The organism is Glycomyces sp. NPDC046736, assembly GCF_040645615.1.
Lineage (GTDB): Bacteria > Actinomycetota > Actinomycetes > Mycobacteriales > Micromonosporaceae > Glycomyces.
Window position 1 is genome coordinate 83,512 of sequence record NZ_JBEYYO010000018.1, and the last position, 22,496, is coordinate 106,007.

Sequence of the window (22,496 nt, forward strand, 5' to 3'; positions counted from 1 at the left end):
ACCCCCCTGGACGATCCGATGATCGTGAGGAAGAATGTTCGCATGCCGATCGAAGAGGGCTTCCGCGGGCAGCGCCTGGTCGTGGTGCCGCGCCCGCAGGTCGCCGAGGCGCTGCGGCGGCCGGTGACGCGCAGGCTGCTGGTCACCGACGCCGGGTACTACCCCGATGCGGCCGACCACCGGATGCAGCGGCCCAGGGGCACTGACGAGGCGATCGTGATCGTGTGCGCCTCCGGCACCGGCTGGGCCCGCGTCGGCTCGGGGATGCACCGCCTCGGGGCGTGGCAGGCGCTGGTGATCCCCCGCGGAGTGCGGCACGAGTACGGGGCCGATGCGCGCGACCCCTGGACGATCTGGTGGGCGCACCTCGCGGGCACCGACGTGTCCGAGCTCGTGGAGAGCCTCGACGTGACCGCCGAGCGGCCCGTGGTCCCCGTCAGGGCCATCGACCGGGCAGTGGCGCTGCTCGACGAGATCGTGACCGGGCTCGAACGCGACCAATCCCCCGTGCGGCTCCTCGGGGCCGCCGGGGCGGCGTGGAAGCTGCTCACCCAGATCAACGTGGACCGGATGCTCCCCGAACCGGGCGACCCGCTCCAGCGCGCCATGAACTACCTGGCCGAACGCCTCGACGGGAAGGTCAAGGTGCCCGAACTCGCGAGCCTGGTGGGGGTCTCGCCCTCGCATCTGAGCACCCTGTTCCGCAAGGCCACCGGCGGCGGAGTCCTGGCCCACCACACCGCGCTGCGCATGGCCCGGGCCCGGCGGCTCCTCGACGCCACCGACGCCACGGTCACCGAGATCGCGTTCGACCTGGGCTTCGACGACGCGTTCTACTTCTCCCGCGTGTTCCGCCGCCACCACGGCATGAGCCCCACGGAGTTCCGCCAGCGCGACGGCGGCTAGGCGGCGATGCGGGTGACGACGCTGACCGCGAGGGCGATCACGGCCGCGTTGTACATGAACGAGGCGATGCTGTGGACGGTCACGTGCCAGCGCATCGCCCGCGAGGTGACCACGACGTCGGAGGTGGCGAAGGTGGTGCCGACGGTGAACGCGAAGTACATGAGGTCGACCGGGCCGGGCACGGGCGTGTCCGGGAAGGTGAAGCCTTCGCCGGTGTTGGCGTAGAGGGCGGCGTAGAACCGGGCGTATCCGGAGTGGAGGAGCATCCAGGCCAGGCCGGTGGCGATGACGGCGGCGATCTGGACGACCGCGCCGATCTCGTCGCCGCCGTCGGCGACGAGGAGGTCGACGGCCGCGCCGACGCCGATGAGGCTCGCGGCGAGCGTGAACGCGAACTGGTACCAGGACATGGCGCGGCTGCGGCCGCGCGCGGCGGGCGCGGGGTCGCGCAGGCGTGACCGGCGGACCACGAGGGCGCCGACGGTGAGGTAGCACAGGGCGAGGAGGTCCCAGCCGAGCAGCAGGAGCGCTTCTTCGGCGGGGTCGCGTTCGGTGAAGACCACTTGGAGGCCGAAGCCGACCAGCGCCAGCTCGGTGATGCGCGCGGCGGCGCGCCCGACCCGCGACATTGCGGCCTCCCTCCGGATGCGATCGAGGAAACCCGCGAAGCATAACCAGGGATGTCGCTAGGTTGGCCGGATGGACGAACACCGAGCGGCAGCAAACGCGATCCGGGGCAGGGCCCGCGTCTGGGTGCCGCTCGCCGTCGTAGGCGTGCTGTTGGCGCTGGCCGCGGGCGAGTGGGCCTTCGACCGGTCCCAGCCCGACAAGGAGGCGTTGCAGGCGGGGACCGTGATCGAGTTCGGGTCCGACCGGGAGGCGTCGGTCGAGGTCGGCGAGGGCTGGAGCGTCGACAGGTCCGGGACGAACCTGGACATGGAGGTGGTGCTCGTCCACGGCGAGGTGAGCGTGACGCTCGACCTGGTGCGGTTCCCGCGCATCGACGGGGCCACGCCGAAGGAGATGTGGGCGGGCATGGACCGCGTGCTGGATGCGGCCCGGTACGGCGGCACCGAGGTGGACTTGGGCGAGCCCGCGTCGTTCACCACCGCGAACATCGACGACGGCCTCTCAGGTGACCTCCGGGTCGGGGACCAGTCCGGGACAGCGTACGTGCTGCCGGACTCGGACGGTGCGAAGGCCGTGGAGGCGCGGGTGCTCGGCCCCGACGCCGAGACCGTGGCCGCCGAGGTCATCGACTCGATCACGTTCAAGGAGGACGCATGACCGTCACCGCGACCCGCGCGGTCGAGCCGCGCACGGTGGCGTTCTGGACCATGGCCGTCCTCATGCTCTTCGGGCTGTGGGAGTCGGAGAAGAACCTGCTGCCGTCTATGCGGGCGTTCCCCGCGAGCACTGTCGTGGACGTGGTGTTCCTGGTGGTCTCGCTCGCGTTCGGGCTGTGGCTGATCCGCAGGGTGCTGCGTCCGGTGCAGGCGCCGCCGTGGTCGGGGACCTGGCTGGCGGTGCTGTGGGGCGGGCTGGCGGCGTGCGGGATCGCGTTGCTGCTCAACGGGATGCTGCTGTCGGCGTGGTCGCGCACGCTCGACCTCGAAACCGCGTCCGCGTGGTCGGCGGCACTCACCGCGCCAATCAACGAGGAGTTCGCCAAGGCCGCGGGCGTGTTCCTGCTGGCGGCGGTCTCGACCCGGCTGGTGCGCGGCGCGGCCGACGGGTTCGTGCTCGGCGCTCTGGTGGGGTTCGGGTTCCAGGTGTTCGAGAACTTCAGTTACGGGTTCATGCAGGTCATGGTCTACGGCGGCGTCGATTCGACCGCCGCGACCGCGCAAGCGCTCGGGATCCGATTCTTCCTGACCGGGCTCGGCTCGCACTGGGCGATGTCCGCGGTCGCGGGTGCGGGGATCGGGTACCTCGTCGGAGCGGTGCGCCGCCCGCTCGGGCGGCGCGTCTGGGTCGCGATCGGGTGCATGGTCTTGGCGATGGCGATGCACTGGCAGTTCGACAGCCCGGTGACCCAGCACCTCATCGAACCGATCGGGCCCACGCTCATCAACTTCGTGATCGCCTTGATCGTCTACCGGATGGTCCGCCGCGACTTCCGCAGCCGCTGGGACGCGGCCAGCGCGGAAGAGGTCCGCGCCGGAGTCCTCGAACCCGAAGAGGCCCAGACGCTCTCACGCCGCCGTGCCCGCAAGAGGCACGTCAAGGCCTTCCCGAAGGGCCCCGAACGCGAAGCGGCCGCGAGCCGCCAGGCCGCCGCGCTCGCACTGGTCGAGGACCGCACGGCCGACCGATAACGGCTCGACACGGGGCTTAGGCTCCGCGATATGGACAGTTCCTCTCAGGTCCGTGCCCAGGACGCGGCGATGTCGATCGCTCGGTCGTTCGGGTTGGCGGCCGAGACCGCGACGGTGCTGCACGACTCGAACAAGCTGACCCTCAGGCTGCTGCCGTGCGATTCGCTGGCCCGGGTCGCGCCCGCGTTCCATCGGATCGCGCGGTTCGAGATCGACCTCGCGCGGCGGCTCGGCGAGGTCGGGGCTCCGGTGGCGGCGCTCGATCCGAGGGTCGAGCCGCGGGTCTTCGAGGTCGAGGACTTCGAGATCAGCTTGTGGACCCACTACGAGACCGCGGCGCGGGAGATCGGGCCGCGCGAGTACGCCGACGCGCTTCAGGCACTTCACGCGGGCATGCGCGACCTCGACGTGCCCACGCCGCACTTCACCGACCGGGTGGACGAGGCGCTCGCACTCGCCGACGACCGCGAACGCACCCCGGATCTCGCCGACCCCGACAGGCGGTTCCTCGGTGACACGCTCCGCGAACTCCGGAATTCCATCACCGAACGCGGTGCGGCCGAACAGCTCCTGCACGGCGAACCGCACCCGGGGAACCTGCTCGCCACTGAGCACGGCCCGAAGTTCATCGACTTCGAGACCTGCTGCCGCGGCCCCGTCGAGTTCGATCTCGCCCACGCGCCCGACGCGGTCGCCGAGCACTACCCCGGTCTCGACCCCGAACTCCTGCGCGACTGCCGCGCGCTCATGCTCGCCATGATCACGATGTGGCGCTGGGATCGCGGGGATGAACTGCCGAACGGGCGGGCGCTGGCGGCCGAATGGCTCGGTCGGATCCGCTCGATGCGCGACTGAGTCCCCAAGCGGTCGTCCAGGTCTCTCCCGGGGCGAGCCAGTGCAGGTCCTCGCCGGTGCGCAGGGCGTTCGGCGGGGCGGTCATCGGTTCGAGAGCGAGCGCGCGCCTCGGGCCCTCATCAGTGGGCAGGGTTTCGGCGATGTAGAGCTGGAGCCAGCGGTGGTGCGCGTCGGTCCGCAACTCGATCACAGTGTCCGATGTGGATATCCGGTGGCGCGCGGGTGCGTTGCAGCGGTAGGTGACGTGGTCGGGGAGGTTCGGAAACGGGGTCGGGGTGCGCAGGTCGTACTCGGTGGCGGTGACGTCGAAGAGCGGGCCCGGGAGGTAGGTCGGGCCTGGGACGCTCGCGGCGTCCGCGTCGAGGCGGACCGTGAGTGCCTCGGTTGGGGCCGAACCGATCCGCAGATACGGGTGCGCGCCGACCGCGACCGGGGCGGCGCGGTAGCCGAGGTTGGTGAACGCGGCCCGCACTTCGATGCCGCTCGGGTCGAGCCGGTAGGTCACGGCCGCATCGAGATCGAACGGGTAGCCGGAATGCCCGGCGACGCGGGCCGCGAGCGTCACCGCGTCGGAGGCGAGCTCGCGCACGGTGTAGTCGTGGCCGGCGAGGAGCCCGTGGTTGGCATGGCCCAGTTCGGGTTCGGTCACCGCGAGGCGCTGCTCGACGCCGTCGAGGTCCCAGCGGGCGTGGGCCACCCGGTTCGGCCAGGGCGCGAGAACGGCCCCGGCCATGCCGGGCGGGTCGGCGGCGAGCATCGTGGGCTCGACCAGGTCGAGGCCGTCCACGCGCAGGGCGCGGAGCGAGGCGGCCCGCGGCGAGACCACCGCGGTGGCGGTCCCTGCCGCGAGCGCGATCAAGGAGCTATCCGACATCGTCGAGGCGCAGCAGGACCGAGCGGTCGACGTCGAGCGACGGCGCTTCCAGGCCGGTCTCGGCCAGGACCCGCCCGGGGAGCACCAGCTCGGTGTCCATCCATGGTGGACGCTGCCCGGTCGGGACGGCCGCGGTGACGGCGAGTTCGCGGACCCGGTAGCGGCGCTCGGGGTCGAGGCCGGGGAATCGCAGGCGCGGCGGCGGCCACGTGGCGGGGCGGGCGAGCACCGCGAACTGGAACAGGGCCTCGCTCCTGTCGGACGCTACGACCCCGTCGAGTCGCACTTCCGGTGCGGTGTCGGCATGCACGGTGTCTCCAGAGTGGAGCAGTCCGCGCAGTTCGCGGTGCGCGGCGACCCACGCTTTGAGGTCGGCGAAGGTCTGGTCATCGGCGATCGTGAGGTCGATCTCGACGCCGAGGTGCCCCCAGATCGAGGTCGCGGCCCGGAACGGCAGGGTCGCCACCCGGCCGGTGGTGTGCGAGGTCTCCGCGCCGATGTGGGTGCCCTGGAGTTCGGGCGGGGCCAGCAGCCCGGTCCAGCGGTGGACGTCGACGCGTTCGTGCGGGTCGTTGCAGTCCGAGGGCCAAACCCGGTCGGTGTGTGCGAGGACCCCGAGGTCGATGCGCCCGCCGCCGCTGGCGCAGGACTCGATCTCCAGGCCCGGGTGGGCCTCGCGCAGCTCGCGCATCATCCGGTAGGCGCGCTCGGTCTGGCGGTGCACCCCAGGGCGGCCGTCCGCGCTGTGCCCGGCGTCGGTGAGGTACCGGTTGTGGTCCCACTTGATGTAGGCGATCCCCAGCTGCGCGACGAGGCCCGAGATCCGTTGGAACACCAGGTCGTAGGCCTCGTCGTGACCGAGGTCGAGCACATGCTGGTGGCGCGAGGGCAGACCCGGGCCGTGGCCTGCGTCGAAGACCCACTCGGGGTGGGCGCGGGCGAGCTCGGAGTCGAGGTTGACCATCTCGGGCTCGAACCACAGCCCGAAGTCCATGCCGAGTTCGCGCACCCGGTCGGCGAGCGGTTCGAGCCCGTCCGGCCAGGCCCGCGGGTCGACCGTCCAGTCCCCCAGCGAGGTCGTGTCGTCGCGGCGGCCCAGGAACCACCCGTCGTCGACCACGAACCGCTCCGCGCCCAGTTCGGCGCTGCGCTCGGCGAAGCGGATCAGCCTTGAAGGGTCGTGGTCGAAGTAGACGGCCTCCCAGGTGTTGACCAGGACCGGACGCGGCGAGCGCGGGTGCTCGGGCCGGGCGCGCAGGAAGCGGTGGACCTGGGAGGCGACGGCGTCGAGGCCGGTGCCGCGGGCACCGTACAGCCAAGGGCTCGTGTAGGACTCGCCCGTGCCGAGCACGAGTTCGTCGGGCAGCAGGAGTTCGCCGCCGCGCAGCACGCGGGTCCCGGCCGGGGTGCGTTCGGCCGCGAGGGCCTGGTTGCCGCTCCAGCCGAGGTGGGCGCCCCAGACCTCGCCGCGGCGGAACCCGAAGTCGGGCTCCCCGGCGCAGAGCATCGTGGGCGCTTCGAGGCCGGGCTTGCCGCCGCGGCTCTCGCGCACCCACGATCCGATCGGGAACGGATGGCGCTGCGGGACGCGCTCGTTGGCCCAGCGGCCGGTCAGGTCGAGCAGCTCGGTCGCGCGGTCGGGCACCGGGAGCGCGAGTTCGAGCGCGTCGAGCCGGTACGGGCCGCCGTGGTTGCGCAGGATCGCCCGGGTGCGCAAGAGGCCGCTCGCTTCGAGCCGGAACTCGACGGTGAGGCCGAGCTGGCTCGCCTCGTCGGTAGCGTCCACTGTGAGCAGTGCGGCGTCGCCGGAGTCGTCGAGATGCGTTGCGGTGACGGTGAACAGCGGGGCCCAGGCGCGGCCCGCGCGGGAGCCGGTCACGCCCGGGCGGCCGAGCCAGCCTTCGGCCAGCTGCGGCACCACCGGCACCGGCTGCGGGTAGGTCACGGGGCTGTCGCCGATCTTGGGCTCGGCGGCGCGGGCCACGGCGGCCAGGTCGGCGGGTGTGAGGTCGCCGAGGTCATTGCCCCAGTGGAGGATTCGCGGCAGGCGTGCCTGCGAGAGCGACACGACGACGCTCGTCCCGGCCCGCCGCAGGTGGACGGTGTCGGTGGTGGTGGTCATGGTTCAGCCTTTCAAGCCGCTGCTGGCGATCCCGTTGAAGAACTGCCGTTGGAGGACCAGGAAGATGACGATGAGCGGCAGCGACGCGACCAGCGCGCCCGCCATGAGGGTCGGATAGTCGGTGCCGTACTGGCCCTGGAGCCCGGCCAGGCCCACCGTGAGCGGCCGGTGGTCGCCGCGGGGCGACACGATGAGCGGCCACAGCAGGTCGTTCCAGGAGTACAGCGAGGTGAGCACCGCCAGAGCGCCGAGCGTTGGCTTCACCATCGGGAGCATCACCGACCGGAAGGTGCGCAAAGGCCCGGCCCCGTCGAGGCGCGCGGCCTCCTCGTAGGCGGCGGGGATAGACATGAACGCCTGCCGCATCAGGAAGACCCCGAAGGCCGAGAACATGCCCGGGATCGCCAGCGCGGGGATCGTGTCGAGGAGCTTCAGGTCGCGGACGAGCTCGAACTGTCCGATGAGGAACAGTTGGCTGGGGACCATGAGCATCGCGATGAACAGTCCGAACAGGACGTTGCGGCCGGGGAACCGCAGGCGCGCGAACGCGTATCCGGCCAGGGCCGAGACCGCGAGTTGGCCGACCACGCGCAGGGCGAGGGCCGCGGCCGAGACGGTGAACTGGCTCCAGAACGGCACGGAGTCGAAGAACGTGGTGAACGCGTTGAACGTCGGGTCGGCGGGCCAGAACGTGGGCGGGGACTGGGAGGCCTCGCCGGTGGTCTTGAACGCGGTGATGAGCTGCCAGGCGAACGGGGCGACCATGAGGGCCGCGGCGGCGGTCAGGGCGAGGTGGAGCGCCCATTCGCCGCGGCGGGCGGCCTTCGGGGCGCGGGCGGTGCGGTCAGTCATAGAACACCCACCGGCGTTGGAGGCGGAACTGGAAGGCGGTGGCGAGCATGATGACCAGGAGCAGCACGATCGCGATGGCCGCGCCGTAGCCCTGGTCGAACTCGACGAAGGCCTTCTCGTAGAACAGGTAGACGATGGTCTTGGAGTCGGCCAGCGCGGTGTTGTCGACGCTGCGGAGCATGACGAAGACCAGGTCGAACATCTGGAGCGCGGAGATGACGCTGAGGACGGTCACCAGGAACACGCTCGGGGAGAGCATCGGGAGGGTGATCTTGAAGAACTGCCGCACCCGGCCCGCGCCGTCCAGGGAGGACGCTTCGTAGAGTTCGGGCGGGATGGACTGGAGTCCGGCGCCGAGGATGATGAGGTTGACGCCCAGGCTCATCCAGATGCCGACCGCGCCGATGGCGTAGATCGTGTAGGTCGCGTCGGCGACCCAATACTGGCCGGGGATGCCGAAGAGCGAGAGCGCCCAGTTGAGCAGGCCGAAGTCGCCGTTGTAGATGAAGCGCCAGACCATGCTGACGGCGACCGGGAGCGTCACCACGGGCAGGAAGTAGAGGACGCGGTAGACGGTGCGACCGCGGCCGACCTGGTGGATGAGGGCGGCCAGGACGGTGGCGACGGGCACGCCGAGCAGCAGGATCGCGGTGTAGATCGCGGAGTTGCCGAAGGCCTGCCAGAACTTGTCGTCGCCGAGCAGTTCGGTGTAGTTGTCCAGGCCGGTCCATTCGCCGGGTCCGAACGCGGGGACGTCCATGAAGGACTTGGTGAAGGTCTTGGCGAACGGCCACAGGTAGAGCGCGGCGAGGCCGATGAACGCGGGGGCGATCATCGCGTAGCCCCACCACGGGGACGGGCCGAGCCCGCCCGCGCGGCGTCGCCGCGCGGGGGGCCGGGCTGTTTTCGCGGTCACTTCGCGAGGACCTCGTCGATCGCGGCGTCGTAGGCCGCGGCGGCTTCGGCGGCGGTCTGCTCGCCGTTCCAGGCGGGGGCGAGGTATTCGCTGTCGAGGCCGGTCCATTCGGCGGCGTTGCCTTCGATGGGCAGGGGCACCGAGTAGTCGACGGCGTCGACGAAGACCTGGAGGTCGAACTCGGGCATCGCGTCGAGCCAGGTCTGCTGCGTGCCTTGGTAGGCGGGCAGGACCGCGCCGCTCTCGCCCTGGATCTTCGCGGCCTCCTCGCCGCTGGCGAAGATGAGGAACTCGGCGAGCTCTTCGGGGTGCTCGGTTCCGGCGTATCCGGCGTTGAGGATGCCCGAGATCATCGAGGCGCGCTGCTCGCCCATCGGGAGCGGGGCGACGCCGACGTTGGCGCGGAAGGCTTCGTCGGAGTAGAGGCGCTGGGCCCAGAAGGAGCCGGAGAAGTACATGGCGACCTTGCCGTCCATGAACATCTGCACCGATTCGGTGTCGGAGAGCTGCTGGAGGGTCGGCGAGGAGCCGTCGGTCTGCATCTGGCTCCAGAACTCGATGCCCGCGACCGCTTCGGGGGTGTCGAGGGCGGCTTTGCCGTCGTCGCCGATGACCTGGCCGCCGGCCTGGTAGATCGAGTTGTAGTAGCCGCCTTGGCGGTCGATGGGGGCGGCGATGCCCCACACGCCCGCGCCCGGGTCGGTGAGGGCCCGGGCGGCGGTGCGGGCGTCGTCCCAGGTCCAGGTGTCGTCGGGGTAGGCGATCCCGGCGTCGTCGAAGAGGGCCTTGTTGAACCAGATGCCGTTGGTGTCGTAGTCCTTGGGGAGGCCGTAGAGGGCGTCGCCGGAGTCGTAGAGGTCGAGCACGGACTGGGGGTAGGCCGAGAGGTCCACATCGGAGGCCGCGTCGCGGATGTCGAGGAGCTGGCCGCCTTCGGCGTAGGCGGGGTACTGGTCGGCGAGCATCCAGAACGCGTCGGGGGCGGTGCGCCCGGCCGCGCCGACTTGGAGGGTGGACCAGTATTCGGGCCAGGGCAGGACCTGGACCTCGATGTCGACGCCTTCGTGTTCGGCTTCGAAGGCCTCGGCGATGGCCTCCATCGCGGGTTTCTGGTCGTCGCTCCAGGTCGCGTAGGTGAGGGTGACGTCGCCGTCGTCGCCGCCGGAGCACCCGGCGAGGACGAGTGCGGTGGCGGCCGCCGCTGCGGTGGCGGACCAGGTCTTGTGGTGTCGCATGGCTACTCCTAAATGACCGGACGGGCGGCGTCGCCCGTGCCGGGTGCTGCGAGGGGTCCGGCGCCGTGCAGCCGGGCGAGGGCCCAGTCGACGTGCGCCGGTTCGGGGAGCTCGGGCAGGGCGTCCGAGCGGAGGCTGAGGGTCCTCACGCCTTCGAGCGGGAGGTCGAGGGCGAGCGCGGGTTCGCCGGAGCGAATCTCGGCGGCGGCGATTTCGCGGCCGTCGCCGTGGACGCTGACGCGCGCGGCGGTGCCGGGCGTCTCGTCGTCGATCCCGACCCGCACGGTGAGGCGGGTGGCGGTGCCGCCGGGGTACAGGTCGATGCGAGAAGGGGTCGAGGCGCCGAGGCCGTCCTCGAAGGACTCCCCCGCGACGCGCATCGGGAGGCCGTCGCCGGGGTTCCCGCCGCCGTTGCTGCGATCGCGTTCGACCGGGCCGCTCTCGTTGGTGAACGCGGTCATCGACATCGCCGAGACCTGATGCGTCCCTTCGGGAAGCGGCCCCACGATACGGGCGTGGGACACGACCGGGACGTCGAGCGCGGGCAGGTCGGTGCCGGGCACTTCGACGGTGACCACGCCCGCGCGGCCGGGGGCCAGGCCTCGGAGCGCGCGGACGCGCCAGCGCCCGCCGCCGAGGTCGTCGGCGGCCCATCCGGGTGGGAGGCGCAGGGCCGCACCGGGTTCGGTGCGCAATTCGGCGGTGCCGTCGAGGCCTGCGAGCTGCACGGCCGGTTCGACGGCGGGCGGGGCGAGTTCGGGGCGCTCGGTGGCTTGGAACAGCGGCACGCCCGCGGGGGCGAAGATCGCCGCGAAGCCGCCGTTCTCGGCGATATCCACAGTGAACTCGTCTTGGACGGTGCGGGTCTCGGCGGGGCCGTCGCCCGCGATCCAGGCCTGGCCTGATCCGATGCGGCCCAACGGGACAGTGATGCGGCGGGCCTCGCCGGTGGCGATGCAGCCGATGAACCAGCGTTCGCCCCAGCGGCGGGCGATGACCGCTTCGCGGTCGGGGTCGCCCGCGAGCAGGAGGGTCTCGTCCCAGCGCGGGGCGAGCTCGGCGAGGAAGCGCGCGGCGTCGGGGCGGTCGAGGTAGGCGTCCACGTCGTCGGCGAAGTGCGTGATGCCGCATTCGAAGACGACACTGAGCGCGAGTTCGTGCCCGTCGCTGGTGGTGCGGCCCGGGGCGCTGAACGCCACGGGCGTGTAGTCCATCGCCCCGGCCACGTTGCGGGTGAACGGCTGGATCACGTTGTGGGAGGCCGAAAGCGGGGTGTCGTTATAGAACACGTAGTACTCGCTGCCGCGGATCGCCTCGTAGCCGATCACCTGCGGCCAGGTGCGGGCCCAGCCGCGCGGGATCACCGAGCCGTGGAAGTTCACGTGCAGGCCCAGGCGGGCGGTCTCGGCGAGGATCGTGTCGTACCAGCGGTACCGGTCCTTCGACTCCGACTCCATGAAGTCCACTTTGATCCCCGCGACGCCCCAGGAGCGCCACAGCGCGAGCTTCGCGAGCCCTTCGGGGCCGTCGAGGTCGTGCCACACGGCCCACAGGTGGACCTGGACGCCGCGGCGGCTCGCGTAGGCCACGATCTCGGGCACCCAGGTCTCGTCCCAGCCACAGTCGATGAGCAGATGCTCCCAGCCGAGCCGGGCGGCCGCGTCCACGAAGTGCCGCTGGCGTTCGAGCTGCGCGCCGGAGTAGAAGTCCGACCACCAGGACCAGGCCGCGCGGCCGGGGCGGACCCAGGAGAAGTCGGCAGCGCTGTCGTACGGCGCGGGCGCGAGCTCGTCCACGAAGCGGCTCTCCACGATCTGGGCGAGGCCGCCGGTCAGGAAGACCCGCCAGGGGGTAAGAGGGCCGCGGGTGACCTCGGTCGAGGCGTCGGCGGTCGAGAACGTGAGGGTCCGCCCGTCGACCTGCGCGTGGGCGCCGCTGAAGCGGCCGTCGATCCCCGATTCGGTGACCAGGACGTGGGCCTCGCCGGTGCGGGCAAGGAACGGGAAGCCGTACGCGCCGGGCGCGAGGCCTGCGAGGTCGGCGCCGAAGCGGGGCGTCTCGTACCAAGTCTGGTAGTCCAGGGCCCACACGCGGGCGGCCGGGTCGAGGTCGAGGCGCGTGCGGTCGGCGTCGAGGCGGCGGTGGCCTTCGAGCCGGGGCGCGGCGTAGCGGACGGCGATCCCGTCGGCGCTGGAGCGGACGTGGACCTGCCATTCGAGGCCGCCGGAGTGCCGCAGCTCGTGGACCTGCTCCAGATGGCTGTAGTGGTGGGTCCCGGCGGCCTTGCCCGAGCGGGCGGTCCAGGCCTCGGCGAGCTCGCGTTCGGTGCTGCGGACCAGCTCGGAGCCGGTGTCGAGGTCGATGCCGTCGAGGGTGAGTCCGAGGCGGACCGTGCCGAGACCGGCGCGGCCGGTGCGCAGGACCACACCGTGCGCGCTCGCCTCGATCCGGGGCGCGAGCCCGCTGCTGCTTCCGTTGACCACTTCGTCTCCGTGTCACTGGTGTGACCGGTGAGCATGATGCGCACCGGCACTGTCGAGGCTAATGGCCGAACCGGGCTTCGGGAATGTTCGATCGCACGGGTCGCCTGGACGATTCACCGCTCCATGACAGGGCCAGGGAACGGCAAGCGCCTGCTCCCCGGCCCTGTCATCGGACGATCAGCTCACGACGCGCAGCGCGTCGAGGCCGAGCGACGCGGCCGAAGCGCCGGTCACGGTGACCGTGCTGCCCGAGGCCGCCAGGTCGAGACCGAGGGTCTTGGTCGCGACGGCCTGGGCCGAGCCCGTCGCGGGCAGCGCGACCTCGATCGGGGCCGCGCCGTCGACGCTCACGAAGATCGTGGCGTCCTCGGCGCTGGCGTAGTCGAGGCGCACCGTGTGGTTCCCGCCCGAGGCGGCGGTCAGATCGAGCGCGACCGAACCGGTGTCGAGGCCGGTGACGAGCGCGCCGCCGGAGCAGTCCGCGCAGGTCTCGGCGCTCGCGCCGCCGGTCAGGGCGCCGTCTTCGGCTTCGGTCGTGCGGGTGAGCGTGAAACTGTCGATGTCGGGCGCGTACTGGTCGGGGTTGTCGAACCGGATCGTGTTCGCGCCCGCCTCGAGCGGGACTTCGACGGTCCACTGGTTGACGAACTCCCAGCCGCCGGAGTCGGACAGCTGCTCGGTGGAGACGACCTCGCCGTTGACGGTGATCCGCACGTCCCGGGGATCGCCCGAGGTGTACGTGAAGGTCAGGTCGTGGAGGCCGGCTTCGGCGGCCCGCACGTCGTTGAACTCGACCGAGCCGCCCAGGCCCAGGTAGCCGACCTTGCCGCCTTCGGAGCAGCCCTTGCAGTCGCCGGTGACGGCCGTGCCGCCGAGCGTGTTCCCCGGGTCCTCGGCCTCGTAGCGGGTGTCGTCGGCGCCGATCTGCTCCAACGGGGTGTGCGAGAGGTGCACCGAGACGCCGCCGGTCGCGATCATCGGCAGCGACAGCGTGTCCGCGCTGGTCACGACCTGGGTGCTGACCTCGACGCGGCCCTCGGCGTCGTCGCTGAAGATCGTGGCCGTGTACTCGCCCTCGCCCAGGAAGTCGAGCGGGACGCTCGCGGTGCGGGCCGGGTCGGTCATCGCGCCGATGAACCAGTCCGCGCCGCTGCGGCGGGCCACGGTGACGTGGTCGCCGGGGAAGCCCTCCACGACGTGCGACTCGTCCCAGACCGTCGGCACCGCGCGCAGCAGATGGCGGCCGGGCCACTGCGAGTACGCGGCGGCCGAGTCGGCGTAGTTGACCATCGAGGAGGTGAACACGATCGACTGCGCGAGCGTGTGCGCCTGGGTGAGGATCGAGTCGTTCTGCGAGATCATCGCGGGCGTGTAGTCCATGCTGCCGAGCGGACCCCGCGTGAACGGGAAGGTCGCGTCAAGGCGCGCGGTGGTCGGCGGCGGGTACTTGTAGTGCTCGGTCCCGGCCACGGCCTCGGTGGTGAGGACCCACGGCCAGGTGCGGTTCTCACCGCCGGGCTTGGTGGAGCCGTGGAGGTCGAGCATCAGCTCGTGCTCGCCCGCCGCGTCGCCGATCGACTGGTACCACTGCTGGACCTCCTGCGAGTCGTTCAAGAAGAAGTCCACTTTGAGCCCGGCCACGCCGTACGCCTTGTGCTCGGCCGCAAGGGCATCGGCGAGCTCGGGGGTCGCGAACGGCTCGGCGGTGACCCACGCGAAGATCTTCACCCCGCGCTGGGCGGCGTACTCACTGATCTCAGGGAGGTCCGTCGCGGGCGTGTAGCAGCAGTCGACGGTCACGTACTCCCAGCCCATGGACGCGGCGAAGTCGACCATCTGCTTCTGCTTGTCCATGTCGGCGGCGCTGTCGTCGTCGGTGTACCAGGTCCAGCCCGCGCGCCCGGGCGCGACCCAGTCGGGCTGCTCGGCCGCGGGCGGGTTGAGGTGCTGGACCAGGTCGGTGTTGTACAGCGTGTCCAGATCGGCGGCGACTACCGCTGTGCGCCACGGGGTCTGGAACGGGTAGGCGCTCGGGATCGGGAAGGCCTGGTCGGGCGTGCGGGCGACCTGGAGGAGGCCGGTGCCCTCGCCGTCGCCTTCGAGCATCGCCGGAGCGTAGCTCGCGTTCGCGTTGTAGACGTTGGCCTCGGTGATGAGCGCGTAGTAGCTGTTGTCCGCGATGGACGCCAGGACGGGCATCGTGAGGTCCTCGCCCGAGTTCAGCTCGGCCGCGTCGCGGTAGAGGTAATCCTGCTCGTAGTTGCCGTTCCAGTCCGCGGCCCAACCGCCGGTGCCTTCGGGGAGGCGGAAGCCGCTGGACTCGTCGGTGATGGCCAGGTCGCCCTCGCCGGGGAGGCGGTAGCGGTAGGCGATGCCGTCGTCGTAGGCGCGGACCACGAGTTCGAGCGTGGCGCCGTCCTTGGTGTATTCGAGGACGAGCTCCTCGGCCCGGTCGTGGTAGCTCGGGTCGGTCCCGGCCGGAAGCGTGTAGGTCTCGTCGATGGACGAACGCGACTCGCTCTCGAAGTCGAGCCCCGAGGTGAAGTCGACCTCGGCGGTCGCGATGCCGAGCGGGGACTCCTCGAAGATCGTGGTGGTCCCGGCGGTGACCTCGTAGGTGAGGCTGCCGTCGGGATGTTCGGCGACGGTGAAGGTGATCGAACCGTCCGGTGAGGACACGGTGTGCGCGTCGGCCGCGAAGGCCGGACCCGCGCTCGTGACGGCGGTGGCCGCGGCCACCGCGGTCGCGACCGCGCCGATCAGCGCGGCCGTGGGACGTCCTCGTCCCGTGTTGCTGCTCATGAACCACTCCCTGGATCGTGGCCCGGTCGGAACCCGGGCACTCCCGACGCTAGGGCCCGAAATCGGCTGCGAGAAGCGGTGAATCGATTCCGCGCCTGGACGTTTCGACGCAACAGTGACAGGAGTCGATTCCTTCGGGGCGACCGCCGCGTCGGCGTTCGACTCGGACCGGTTCGCACACGAACGCACATGCGCGGAAATCGTCGAAACGTCCAGGCCTGGCGGCGAGACGGCCATTCCCCACCGGGGCAGACGTGCTTACGATGCTGGATGATCACCGTCGATCACACGGATTGGAACCCCCGAACAATGTTGAAACCCGTTCGACTCGTAGCCGCCGCGGCGGCCTGCGCCGTCATGGCCGCCGCCTCCGGATGCGGTGCGTCCGATGAGGACGGCATCACGATTCAATGGTGGACCTGGGACGACAAGCAGGCGCAGTCCTGGGAGAAGTGCGTGCCCGCATTCGAGGACGCGAACCCCGGCGTCACAGTGGACATCTCGCAGTACGCGTGGGACGACTACTGGATGAAGCTCACCGCGGGCTTCGTGGCCGGCGACGCCCCCGACACCTTCATGGACCACGTCAACAACTACCCCGAGTACACGTCGCAGGCGCAACTGCTCCCCCTGGACGATTACATCGAGTCGAGCGGCTACGACCTCGACCAGCTCTCGGTGGGGGTGCCGACCTGGACCTACACCGACGGCAAGCTGTACGGGCTCCCCAAGGACTGGGCCACGGTCGCGTTCTACTACAACGCGGACCTGCTCGCCGAGGCCGGGCTGACCGAAGAGGACGTGGCGACCATGACGTGGAACCCCGAGGACGGCGGCACGTTCGACGACGTGATCTCACGGCTCACCGTGGACGAGAACGGGGTCCGGGCCGACGAACCTGGCTTCGACGCCGAAAACGTGGCCGTGTTCGGGATCAACTCGCTGGGGTCCAACGGCGTGAACGGCCAGGACACCTGGGCGAACTTCGCCGCCAGCACCGGCTGGAACCTCGGCGACGAGGACAACTGGCCCACCACGCTCCAGTACTCCGACCCGCGCTACGTGGCCACCGCCGAGTACCTGCGCGGCCTCGCGACCCGGGGCCTGACGCCCAAGGAGGGCGAGTTCTCGCTCGGCCAGGTCGAGCAGCTCGGCTCCGGCAGCGTCGCCATCGTGCAGTCCGGCTCGTGGAACGCCACGAGCTTCTTCAACCTCGAAGGCATGAACGTCGGGATCGCGCCGAGCGTCATCGGCCCCGAAGGCGAGCGGCGCGCGCTGTCGAACTCGAACGCCGACTCGATCTGGGCCGGGACCGAGCATCCTGATGAGGCGTTCGCGTGGATCTCGTACATGAACTCCCCTGAGTGCCAGGACGTCGCGGGCGCGGACGGGACGTTCTTCCCCTCGATCACGTCCTCTATGGACATCACTACGGCCTCGCTCGGCGAGCGCGGCATCGACGTCACCGCGTTCACCGACCAGTTCCAGGCGGGGACCCTGTTCGAGACGCCCGCCTTCGAACGCGGCCAAGAGGTCGGCGAAGCCATCGCCCCGCTCAGCGAGGCCTACTTCACGTTCGAACGCGAGGCCGACGTCTTCGCGGAGATGGACGAGACCAGCCGGGAGATCCTCGGCCAGTAGGAGCACCGAGCAGGGCGCCCACGGCAGAACCGTGGGCGCCCTTCGTGTCGCTCAGCGGCGGGTCGGGGCGAGCCCGGCCTTTTCGCGTTTCGCCTCGGCGACGAGGGCGTTCACGCGCTCGCGTTCGACGCGGCCCCACGTCTCCTTGGTGAGGAGGATGCCCACGAGGCCGACGAGCGCCGCGCCGAGGTACAGCATCGACGCGCCCGGCCAGCCGAAGGAGCTGACGAGCAGGGCGGCCAGGAGCGGCGCGAACCCGCCGAGGGCGGCGGCGATCTGGTAGCCGAGCGACGCGCCGGAGGTGCGGGTCGCGGTGCGGAACTGCTCGGTCAGGAGCGAGCCCTGCGTCCCGGTGAGGGCGGCGTGGATGAGGCCGATGCCGACGATGAACACGGTCGCGACCAGGAACGGCTGGCTCTCGTTGGCCAGCAGGTACATCGGGAACGCGAAGAGCGCGGCGGCGATGCAGCCGCCGATGTAGATCGGCCTCCTGCCGATGCGGTCGGTGAGGCTCCCGGCCAGGAAGGTCACGAAGATCGCGGTGACGCTCGCGGCCGTGATCGCGCCGAGGGCGGTGGGGCGCAGGTCGGGTTCGCGTTCGGAGACGTAGTTGAGCAGGTAGGTCGCGGTCGAGTAGTACGCGAAGGACTCGACCACGCGCAGGGCGATCACGCGGAGGATGCCGCGCCAGTCGTCGCGGAGGGTCGCCAGGAGCGGGTTCTTCTCGGTCTTGCCGGTCGCCTGGGCCTCTTGGAACTCAGGGGATTCGGACAGGCGCGAGCGCACGAACAGGGCGACGATGACGAGGACCGCGCTGAGCAGGAACGGGGTGCGCCACTGCCAGTCGCCTTCGAGGGTCGCGCTCCAGGCGAACACGCCGCTGGCGAGGGCGATGCCGAGCGGGTTGCCCGACTGCGGGATCGCGGCGAACATGCCGCGGCGGTGCCAGGGGGCGTGCTCGTAGGCCATGGTGATGGCCCCGCCCCATTCGGCGCCGAACGCGAGGCCCTGGACCATGCGGATGGCGGTGAGGATGATCGGCGCGGCCACGCCGATCTGGGCGTACGTGGGCATGAGGCCGATCGCGAAGGTCGCCGCGCCCATGACGATCATGGCGCCGACCAGGACGGGCTTGCGTCCGAAGCGGTCGCCGAGGTACCCGCCGATCGCGCCGCCGAGGGGGCGCATGACGAAGCCGACCGCGAGGGTGGCGAACGCGAGGAGGGTGCCCACCACGCGGTCGTCGGAGGGGAAGAAGACGTGCCCGAAGTAGAGGGCCGCGGCGGTGCCGTAGGCGATGAAGTCGTAGTTCTCCACGCTGGTGCCCACGGCGGCGGCTATCGCGGTCTTGACGCGGTCCTTGCTGCCCAAGGGGCTTCGTTCGATGGTCTGGCTCATGGGGATCTCCTTTGATCTCGGGGGGTCGGGTCAGTCGAGGGCGTTGAGCTTCGCCACTCGGCGGCGGGTGTCCTCGTCGTCGTCGAAGCGGGCGTCGAGGAATTCGCGGACGATGTCCGGGACGAGCGCGTGCGGCACCAGCCACGCGCCGACGGCGATGGCGTTGGCGTCGTCGTGCTCGACGGCCTGATGCGCCGAGTACGGCTCATGGGTCAGGCCGCAGCGGATGCCGGGGAGCTTGTTGGCGGCCATGACCGCCCCCTGCCCGGTCCCGCACACGAGAATCGCCCGATCGGCCCGGCCGTCAAGGACGGGCGCGCAGGTCGCCTGCGTGATGTCGGGGAAATCGACGGGATCGGTGCTGTCGGTCCCGCAGTCGAGCACCTCGTGTCCGAGGGCCTCGACGGCGGCGCGGACGGTGCCCTTGAGCGGGAAGCCGGCGTGGTCGGCTCCGAGCGCGATCTTCATGCGGCGGTGTTCCTTTCGGTGGTGAGCGCCGCGGCGCGGCACGGGTCGGTGGTGGACGGCGGGATCGAGGCGGAATGCGGGTCGGTCTCGCCGCGTTGCGGGGCGGAAGCCCCGTCGCGTAGCGAGGCGGTCTCGCCTGGGTGCGGCGCAGCGGCGGCCGACGATGCTTCGACGTGAGGCGAGTCGCGTTCGACCCCAGAGAGATGCGCGTCAGGACCGAGGGCCGCGACCTCGCTGCGGTACGGGATGGAGGGTGAGGCGCCCGGCCTGGTGACGGCGAGCGACGCGGCGTCGGTTTCGCCAGCGCTGGTCGCGCCTGAAATCGGGGCGCTCACCTCGGAAAGCAAGTCGACCTCCGCGCGGTGCGGGATGGAAGGCGAGGCTCCCGGCCGCGTCACCGCGAGTGAGGCGGCGTCGAGTGCGTGTCGGAGGCGTTCGCGCAGCGGCAGGTCGGCGAGGGCCGCGAAGTACCCGGCGAACGTGTCACCGGCGGCGGTCGTGTCGACGGCGTCGACCTCGCGCGCCGCCGCACTGCCGGTCTCGCCCGCGACGCGGTAGACCGCGCCCGCCGGGCCGAGCGTGCAGATCACGTCGGCGTTCGCGGCCTCGGCGAGGTCGGTGACGAGCGACTCCACACGCCTGGAACCGATTCCATGAAGCTCGGCGAGGCGACGCAGTTCGTGCTCGTTGACCAGGTAGAGGTTCGCGGGCACGAGTTCGTCGGGCGCGGGCGCGGCGTTCCAGACGACCTCGGCCCCGGCGTCCCGGGCGAGTTCGGCGGCGAGGCGCGAGAGGGCGGCGGGGATCTCGTTCTGGAGCAGGAGCACGTCCCCCTCGCCGAGGCGCGCGCACGCGTCGCGAACGGCCGCTTCGGGAATGGCGTGGTTCGCGCCGGGGACGACGACGATAGAGTTCTCGGCGGCATCGTCGATGAGGACGATCGCGCGGCCGGTGGGCGTGTCGTCGAGGCGGGCGAGGCCGGTGACCTCGATGCCATTGGCGTCGAGCGCCTCGACCAGGGCGCCGCCGTCGCGCGAGCCCACCGCCCCGACCATGCGGACCGAGGCCCCGGCACGCGCGGCGGCCACGGCCTGGTTCGCGCCCTTGCCTCCCAAGGCGGTGTCGAGGCCGCGAGCGGTCAGGGTCTCCCCCGGCCCGGGGAAACGCGGAACGCGAACGGCGTCGTCGAGGTTGACGCTGCCGACGACGAGGACGGTACGGCTCATGGGCGGTGCCTTTCGAAGCGGAGAGAACAAGCGACGCTTCGGCGCGTCACCGCAAGCGGTCGCGCGAGGGCGCGGCGGCGCCTAGGCGCTCGTATCGCGAAACCGAAGTGGGGAGCGGGGATGGCGGCGTTCATGCTCGGTCGCCTTTCGCTCGGTCGATGAACGAGGTCGCTACCCGCCGCGAGGTCGGAGTGCCGCCGTCTATGAGTTCGAGTAGGCCTTGGACTCCGGCTCGGCCGATTTCGGTGGCGTCGTTTCTCACGGCGCTGATCGGGGGCGAGGTGTAGGCGAACCATTCGATGTCGTCGAAGGACACGAACTCGATGCCCGAAGCCGCCTCGGCCCCAAGGCGTTCGCGTACCACGCGCATCGCGCCCAGTGTGGTCTGGCCGTTCGCGCCGAACACCGCCGTGGGGCGCGCGCCGCGGTCGAGGACTCGCAGCATCGCCTCGGCCGCGCCGTCGGCGAGGAAGTCGCCCGCGTCGATCAAGTCGTCGTCGGTGCTGATGCCGTGGGCTTCGCGTCCGGCCAGGTAGGCGTCGTGGCGTTCGGCGCCGGTCGAGAAGCTCTCGGGTCCGCCGATGAACGCCACGTCCCGGTGGCCGCGCCGCTGGAGCCACGCGAGGGCCTGGGCGACGCCGCCCGCGTTGTCGGTGCCGTAGAGCGGGGCGTCGACGCCTTCGATCGCGCGGTTGAGCAGCACGATCGGGAGCCGCTTCTCCAGCAGCGCTTCGAGGCGCGGTGTCTGCGGGCCCTGCGGGGAGAGCAGGAGGCCGTCCACGCGCTGGGAGGCGAACGCGTCGAGCACCGCGTCCGCCTGCGCCGCGTCCTCGTTCGCGTTGGCCAGCAGCACGGTGTACCCGTGGGCGCGGGCCTCCTGCTCGGCGGCGTGGGCGAGCTCGGAGAAGAACGGGCTGCGGATGTCCGAGACGAGCAGGCCGAGCACGTCGGTGCGGGCGCGCCGCAGCGAGCGCGCGGGGCCGTGGGTCACGTAGCCGAGTTCCTTGGCGGCGGCCAGGACCCGGCTGCGCGAGTCCGGGGAGGTCTGGGGGCTGCCGCTGAGGACCCGCGAGGTGGTCCCGACCGAGAGCCCGGCGCGCGCCGCGACGTCTTTGATGGTGGCCACGCCTCCGCCTTTCGTGGAATCGATTCCATACTGTAAACGATTCCACGCTAACATCGCCGCGACAAGGACGCAAGCGGGGGTCATGTTCGGTCCCGCGACCCGAGCACGGACGAGCGCGCCGACTCGGTGAGTCGGCGCGCTCCGCGAGGCGTCGCGTCGGAGGGTCAGCCCTCCTGGATGCGGGCCCTGATCCATTCGCCGGCGTCCTTGAGGTTGCTCGTGCCCGTGAAGGGCCCGCCGGGGCAGGTGCCGGTGTCGAAGACGGCCCCGGAGCGGTGGTCGTCGGAGTAGTTCCAGTTGACCCAGCTGATGCCCTTGTCCTCCATGAGGTCCAGGTAGCGCTGGGACATCGCGAAGTCGTTCGGGCCGTCGCCGGTGTACTGCTGGGTGCCGAACTCGGTGACGAACATCGGGATCTGGTCGGCCGCGCGGGAGAGGCCGTTGAGGTAGTAGTCGTCGTGCGAGGCGGCGTAGAAGTGGAACGTGTACATGATGTTGGAGGCGTTCACCTGGTTGCTGATGACCTCCTGCTCGTTGGTGCTGCCCGACAGGCCCAGCGAGGACCAGTCGGGGGTGCCCAGGAGGATCACGCCGTCGGGGTCCTGCGCGCGGATCACCGGGATGATCTGCTCGTGGTAGGACTTGATGCTCGACCAGGACACGCCGTTCGGCTCGTTGGCGACCTCGTAGAACACGTTCCCCTTGTCGCCGTGGGCCGCCGCGATCTCGGTGAAGAAGGTCTTGGCGCGCTCCAGATTGTAGTTCGGGTCGCCCGGGGAGAGCATGTGCCAGTCCACGATCACGTACTGGCCGCGCTCGGTGACCTCCTCGATCAGGTTGTGCATGCGGGAGGTGAAGCCCGCCGGGTCGGTCTCGTAGCCGCCCTCCTGGATGTACATCGACAGGCGCACCACGTCGGCGCCCCAGTCGTAGGCCAGGGCGTCCAGCGACGCGTCGTTGACGCACTGCGAGTACCACTGGAGGCCGTGGGTGCTCATGCCGCGCAACTGGACTTCGTTCCCGGACGGGTCGCACAGGGTGGTGCCGCAGACGTGGAGCGCGGGCGGCGCGGCTTGGGCCACCGGGGCCTCCGCGGTGGTGTCGGACGCGTCGTTGTCGTCGGCCGAGGCGGCCGCGATCCCGAGCGGGGTGATGATGAGCGCGGCCGCGAGGGTCGCGAGCAGTGCCAGGAGTCGTCTCCTGCGGGACGGGGGTGTCATGCACTCCTCCTTAATAGTTAGACAGTATTACTATCTATTACCTTAAGCCCGCGG

General features: G+C 70.9%; 18 protein-coding genes. 5 read left to right on the forward strand and 13 right to left on the reverse strand.

Annotated elements, in window-relative coordinates:
- The first annotated feature begins 42 nt into the window (after window positions 1-42).
- The gene (locus AB0B28_RS17705; protein WP_360122191.1) at window positions 43-906 is read left to right on the forward strand and encodes an AraC family transcriptional regulator; all 864 of its coding nucleotides are present in this window, start codon (window positions 43-45) and stop codon (window positions 904-906) included.
- Here the strand turns inward: AB0B28_RS17705 and AB0B28_RS17710 are convergent.
- On the reverse strand, window positions 903-1,535 hold the full coding sequence (locus AB0B28_RS17710; protein ID WP_360122194.1) for a DUF1345 domain-containing protein: 633 nt from the start codon (window positions 1,533-1,535) through the stop codon (window positions 903-905). The two genes, AB0B28_RS17705 and AB0B28_RS17710, sit on opposite strands and share 4 nt — an antisense overlap.
- A gap of 70 nt (window positions 1,536-1,605) precedes the next feature.
- Here AB0B28_RS17710 and AB0B28_RS17715 point away from each other — a divergent pair, with 70 nt between their 5' ends.
- Genes AB0B28_RS17715 through AB0B28_RS17725 form a run of 3 tightly spaced genes read left to right on the forward strand, consistent with a single transcriptional unit; the run spans window position 1,606 to window position 4,079 of the window.
- Entirely contained in the window at window positions 1,606-2,193 is a 588-nt protein-coding gene (locus AB0B28_RS17715) for a hypothetical protein (RefSeq protein WP_360122197.1), read from the forward strand.
- Window positions 2,190-3,224 carry a PrsW family intramembrane metalloprotease gene (locus AB0B28_RS17720; RefSeq protein WP_360122200.1) on the forward strand — a complete coding sequence of 345 codons (1,035 nt, stop codon included), beginning with the start codon at window positions 2,190-2,192 and terminating at the stop codon, window positions 3,222-3,224. The genes AB0B28_RS17715 and AB0B28_RS17720 overlap by 4 nt, the downstream gene beginning before the upstream one ends.
- A 30-nt stretch (window positions 3,225-3,254) precedes the next feature.
- Window positions 3,255-4,079, forward strand: a complete 825-nt coding sequence (locus AB0B28_RS17725; protein WP_360122203.1) for a phosphotransferase — start codon at window positions 3,255-3,257, stop codon at window positions 4,077-4,079.
- Here AB0B28_RS17725 and AB0B28_RS17730 read toward each other — a convergent pair.
- The 7 genes from AB0B28_RS17730 to AB0B28_RS17760 all read right to left on the reverse strand — a co-directional run bounded on the left by AB0B28_RS17730 (window position 3,985) and on the right by AB0B28_RS17760 (window position 15,363).
- Entirely contained in the window at window positions 3,985-4,938 is a 954-nt protein-coding gene (locus AB0B28_RS17730) for an aldose epimerase (protein WP_360122206.1), read from the reverse strand. The two genes, AB0B28_RS17725 and AB0B28_RS17730, sit on opposite strands and share 95 nt — an antisense overlap.
- Before the next feature lie 4 nt (window positions 4,939-4,942).
- Complete coding sequence (locus AB0B28_RS17735; RefSeq protein WP_360122209.1) at window positions 4,943-7,075, reverse strand: alpha-galactosidase; 2,133 nt, start codon at window positions 7,073-7,075, stop codon at window positions 4,943-4,945.
- Between the two features lie 3 nt (window positions 7,076-7,078).
- Complete coding sequence (locus AB0B28_RS17740; RefSeq protein WP_360122212.1) at window positions 7,079-7,927, reverse strand: carbohydrate ABC transporter permease; 849 nt, start codon at window positions 7,925-7,927, stop codon at window positions 7,079-7,081.
- Window positions 7,920-8,843, reverse strand: coding sequence for a sugar ABC transporter permease (locus tag AB0B28_RS17745; RefSeq protein ID WP_360122215.1), 924 nt, complete (start codon window positions 8,841-8,843; stop codon window positions 7,920-7,922). The genes AB0B28_RS17740 and AB0B28_RS17745 overlap by 8 nt, the downstream gene beginning before the upstream one ends.
- The gene (locus AB0B28_RS17750) at window positions 8,840-10,078 is read right to left on the reverse strand and encodes a sugar ABC transporter substrate-binding protein (RefSeq protein ID WP_360122218.1); all 1,239 of its coding nucleotides are present in this window, start codon (window positions 10,076-10,078) and stop codon (window positions 8,840-8,842) included. The genes AB0B28_RS17745 and AB0B28_RS17750 overlap by 4 nt, the downstream gene beginning before the upstream one ends.
- An 8-nt stretch (window positions 10,079-10,086) precedes the next feature.
- The gene (locus AB0B28_RS17755) at window positions 10,087-12,561 is read right to left on the reverse strand and encodes a glycoside hydrolase family 97 catalytic domain-containing protein (RefSeq protein ID WP_360122221.1); all 2,475 of its coding nucleotides are present in this window, start codon (window positions 12,559-12,561) and stop codon (window positions 10,087-10,089) included.
- A gap of 177 nt (window positions 12,562-12,738) precedes the next feature.
- The gene (locus tag AB0B28_RS17760) at window positions 12,739-15,363 is read right to left on the reverse strand and encodes a glycoside hydrolase family 97 N-terminal domain-containing protein (protein WP_360122224.1); all 2,625 of its coding nucleotides are present in this window, start codon (window positions 15,361-15,363) and stop codon (window positions 12,739-12,741) included.
- Between the two features lie 309 nt (window positions 15,364-15,672).
- On the opposite strand from AB0B28_RS17760, the gene AB0B28_RS17765 reads away from it, so the two are divergent.
- Window positions 15,673-17,004 carry a sugar ABC transporter substrate-binding protein gene (locus tag AB0B28_RS17765; protein ID WP_360122227.1) on the forward strand — a complete coding sequence of 444 codons (1,332 nt, stop codon included), beginning with the start codon at window positions 15,673-15,675 and terminating at the stop codon, window positions 17,002-17,004.
- Window positions 17,005-17,055: 51 nt separating this feature from the next.
- Here the strand turns inward: AB0B28_RS17765 and AB0B28_RS17770 are convergent, their stop codons facing one another.
- The 5 genes from AB0B28_RS17770 to AB0B28_RS17790 form a co-directional block, all read right to left on the reverse strand.
- Complete coding sequence (locus AB0B28_RS17770; RefSeq protein WP_360122230.1) at window positions 17,056-18,402, reverse strand: MFS transporter; 1,347 nt, start codon at window positions 18,400-18,402, stop codon at window positions 17,056-17,058.
- A gap of 30 nt (window positions 18,403-18,432) precedes the next feature.
- On the reverse strand, window positions 18,433-18,870 hold the full coding sequence (locus AB0B28_RS17775) for an RpiB/LacA/LacB family sugar-phosphate isomerase (RefSeq protein ID WP_360122233.1): 438 nt from the start codon (window positions 18,868-18,870) through the stop codon (window positions 18,433-18,435).
- Window positions 18,867-20,096 carry a ribokinase gene (locus AB0B28_RS17780; RefSeq protein ID WP_360122236.1) on the reverse strand — a complete coding sequence of 410 codons (1,230 nt, stop codon included), beginning with the start codon at window positions 20,094-20,096 and terminating at the stop codon, window positions 18,867-18,869. The genes AB0B28_RS17775 and AB0B28_RS17780 overlap by 4 nt, the downstream gene beginning before the upstream one ends.
- A 130-nt stretch (window positions 20,097-20,226) precedes the next feature.
- On the reverse strand, window positions 20,227-21,222 hold the full coding sequence (locus tag AB0B28_RS17785; RefSeq protein WP_360122239.1) for a substrate-binding domain-containing protein: 996 nt from the start codon (window positions 21,220-21,222) through the stop codon (window positions 20,227-20,229).
- A 164-nt stretch (window positions 21,223-21,386) separates the two neighbouring features.
- Window positions 21,387-22,442 (reverse strand): glycoside hydrolase family 5 protein, encoded by a 1,056-nt coding sequence (locus AB0B28_RS17790; protein WP_360122242.1) that lies wholly within the window; start codon window positions 22,440-22,442, stop codon window positions 21,387-21,389.
- Window positions 22,443-22,496 lie beyond the last annotated feature (54 nt).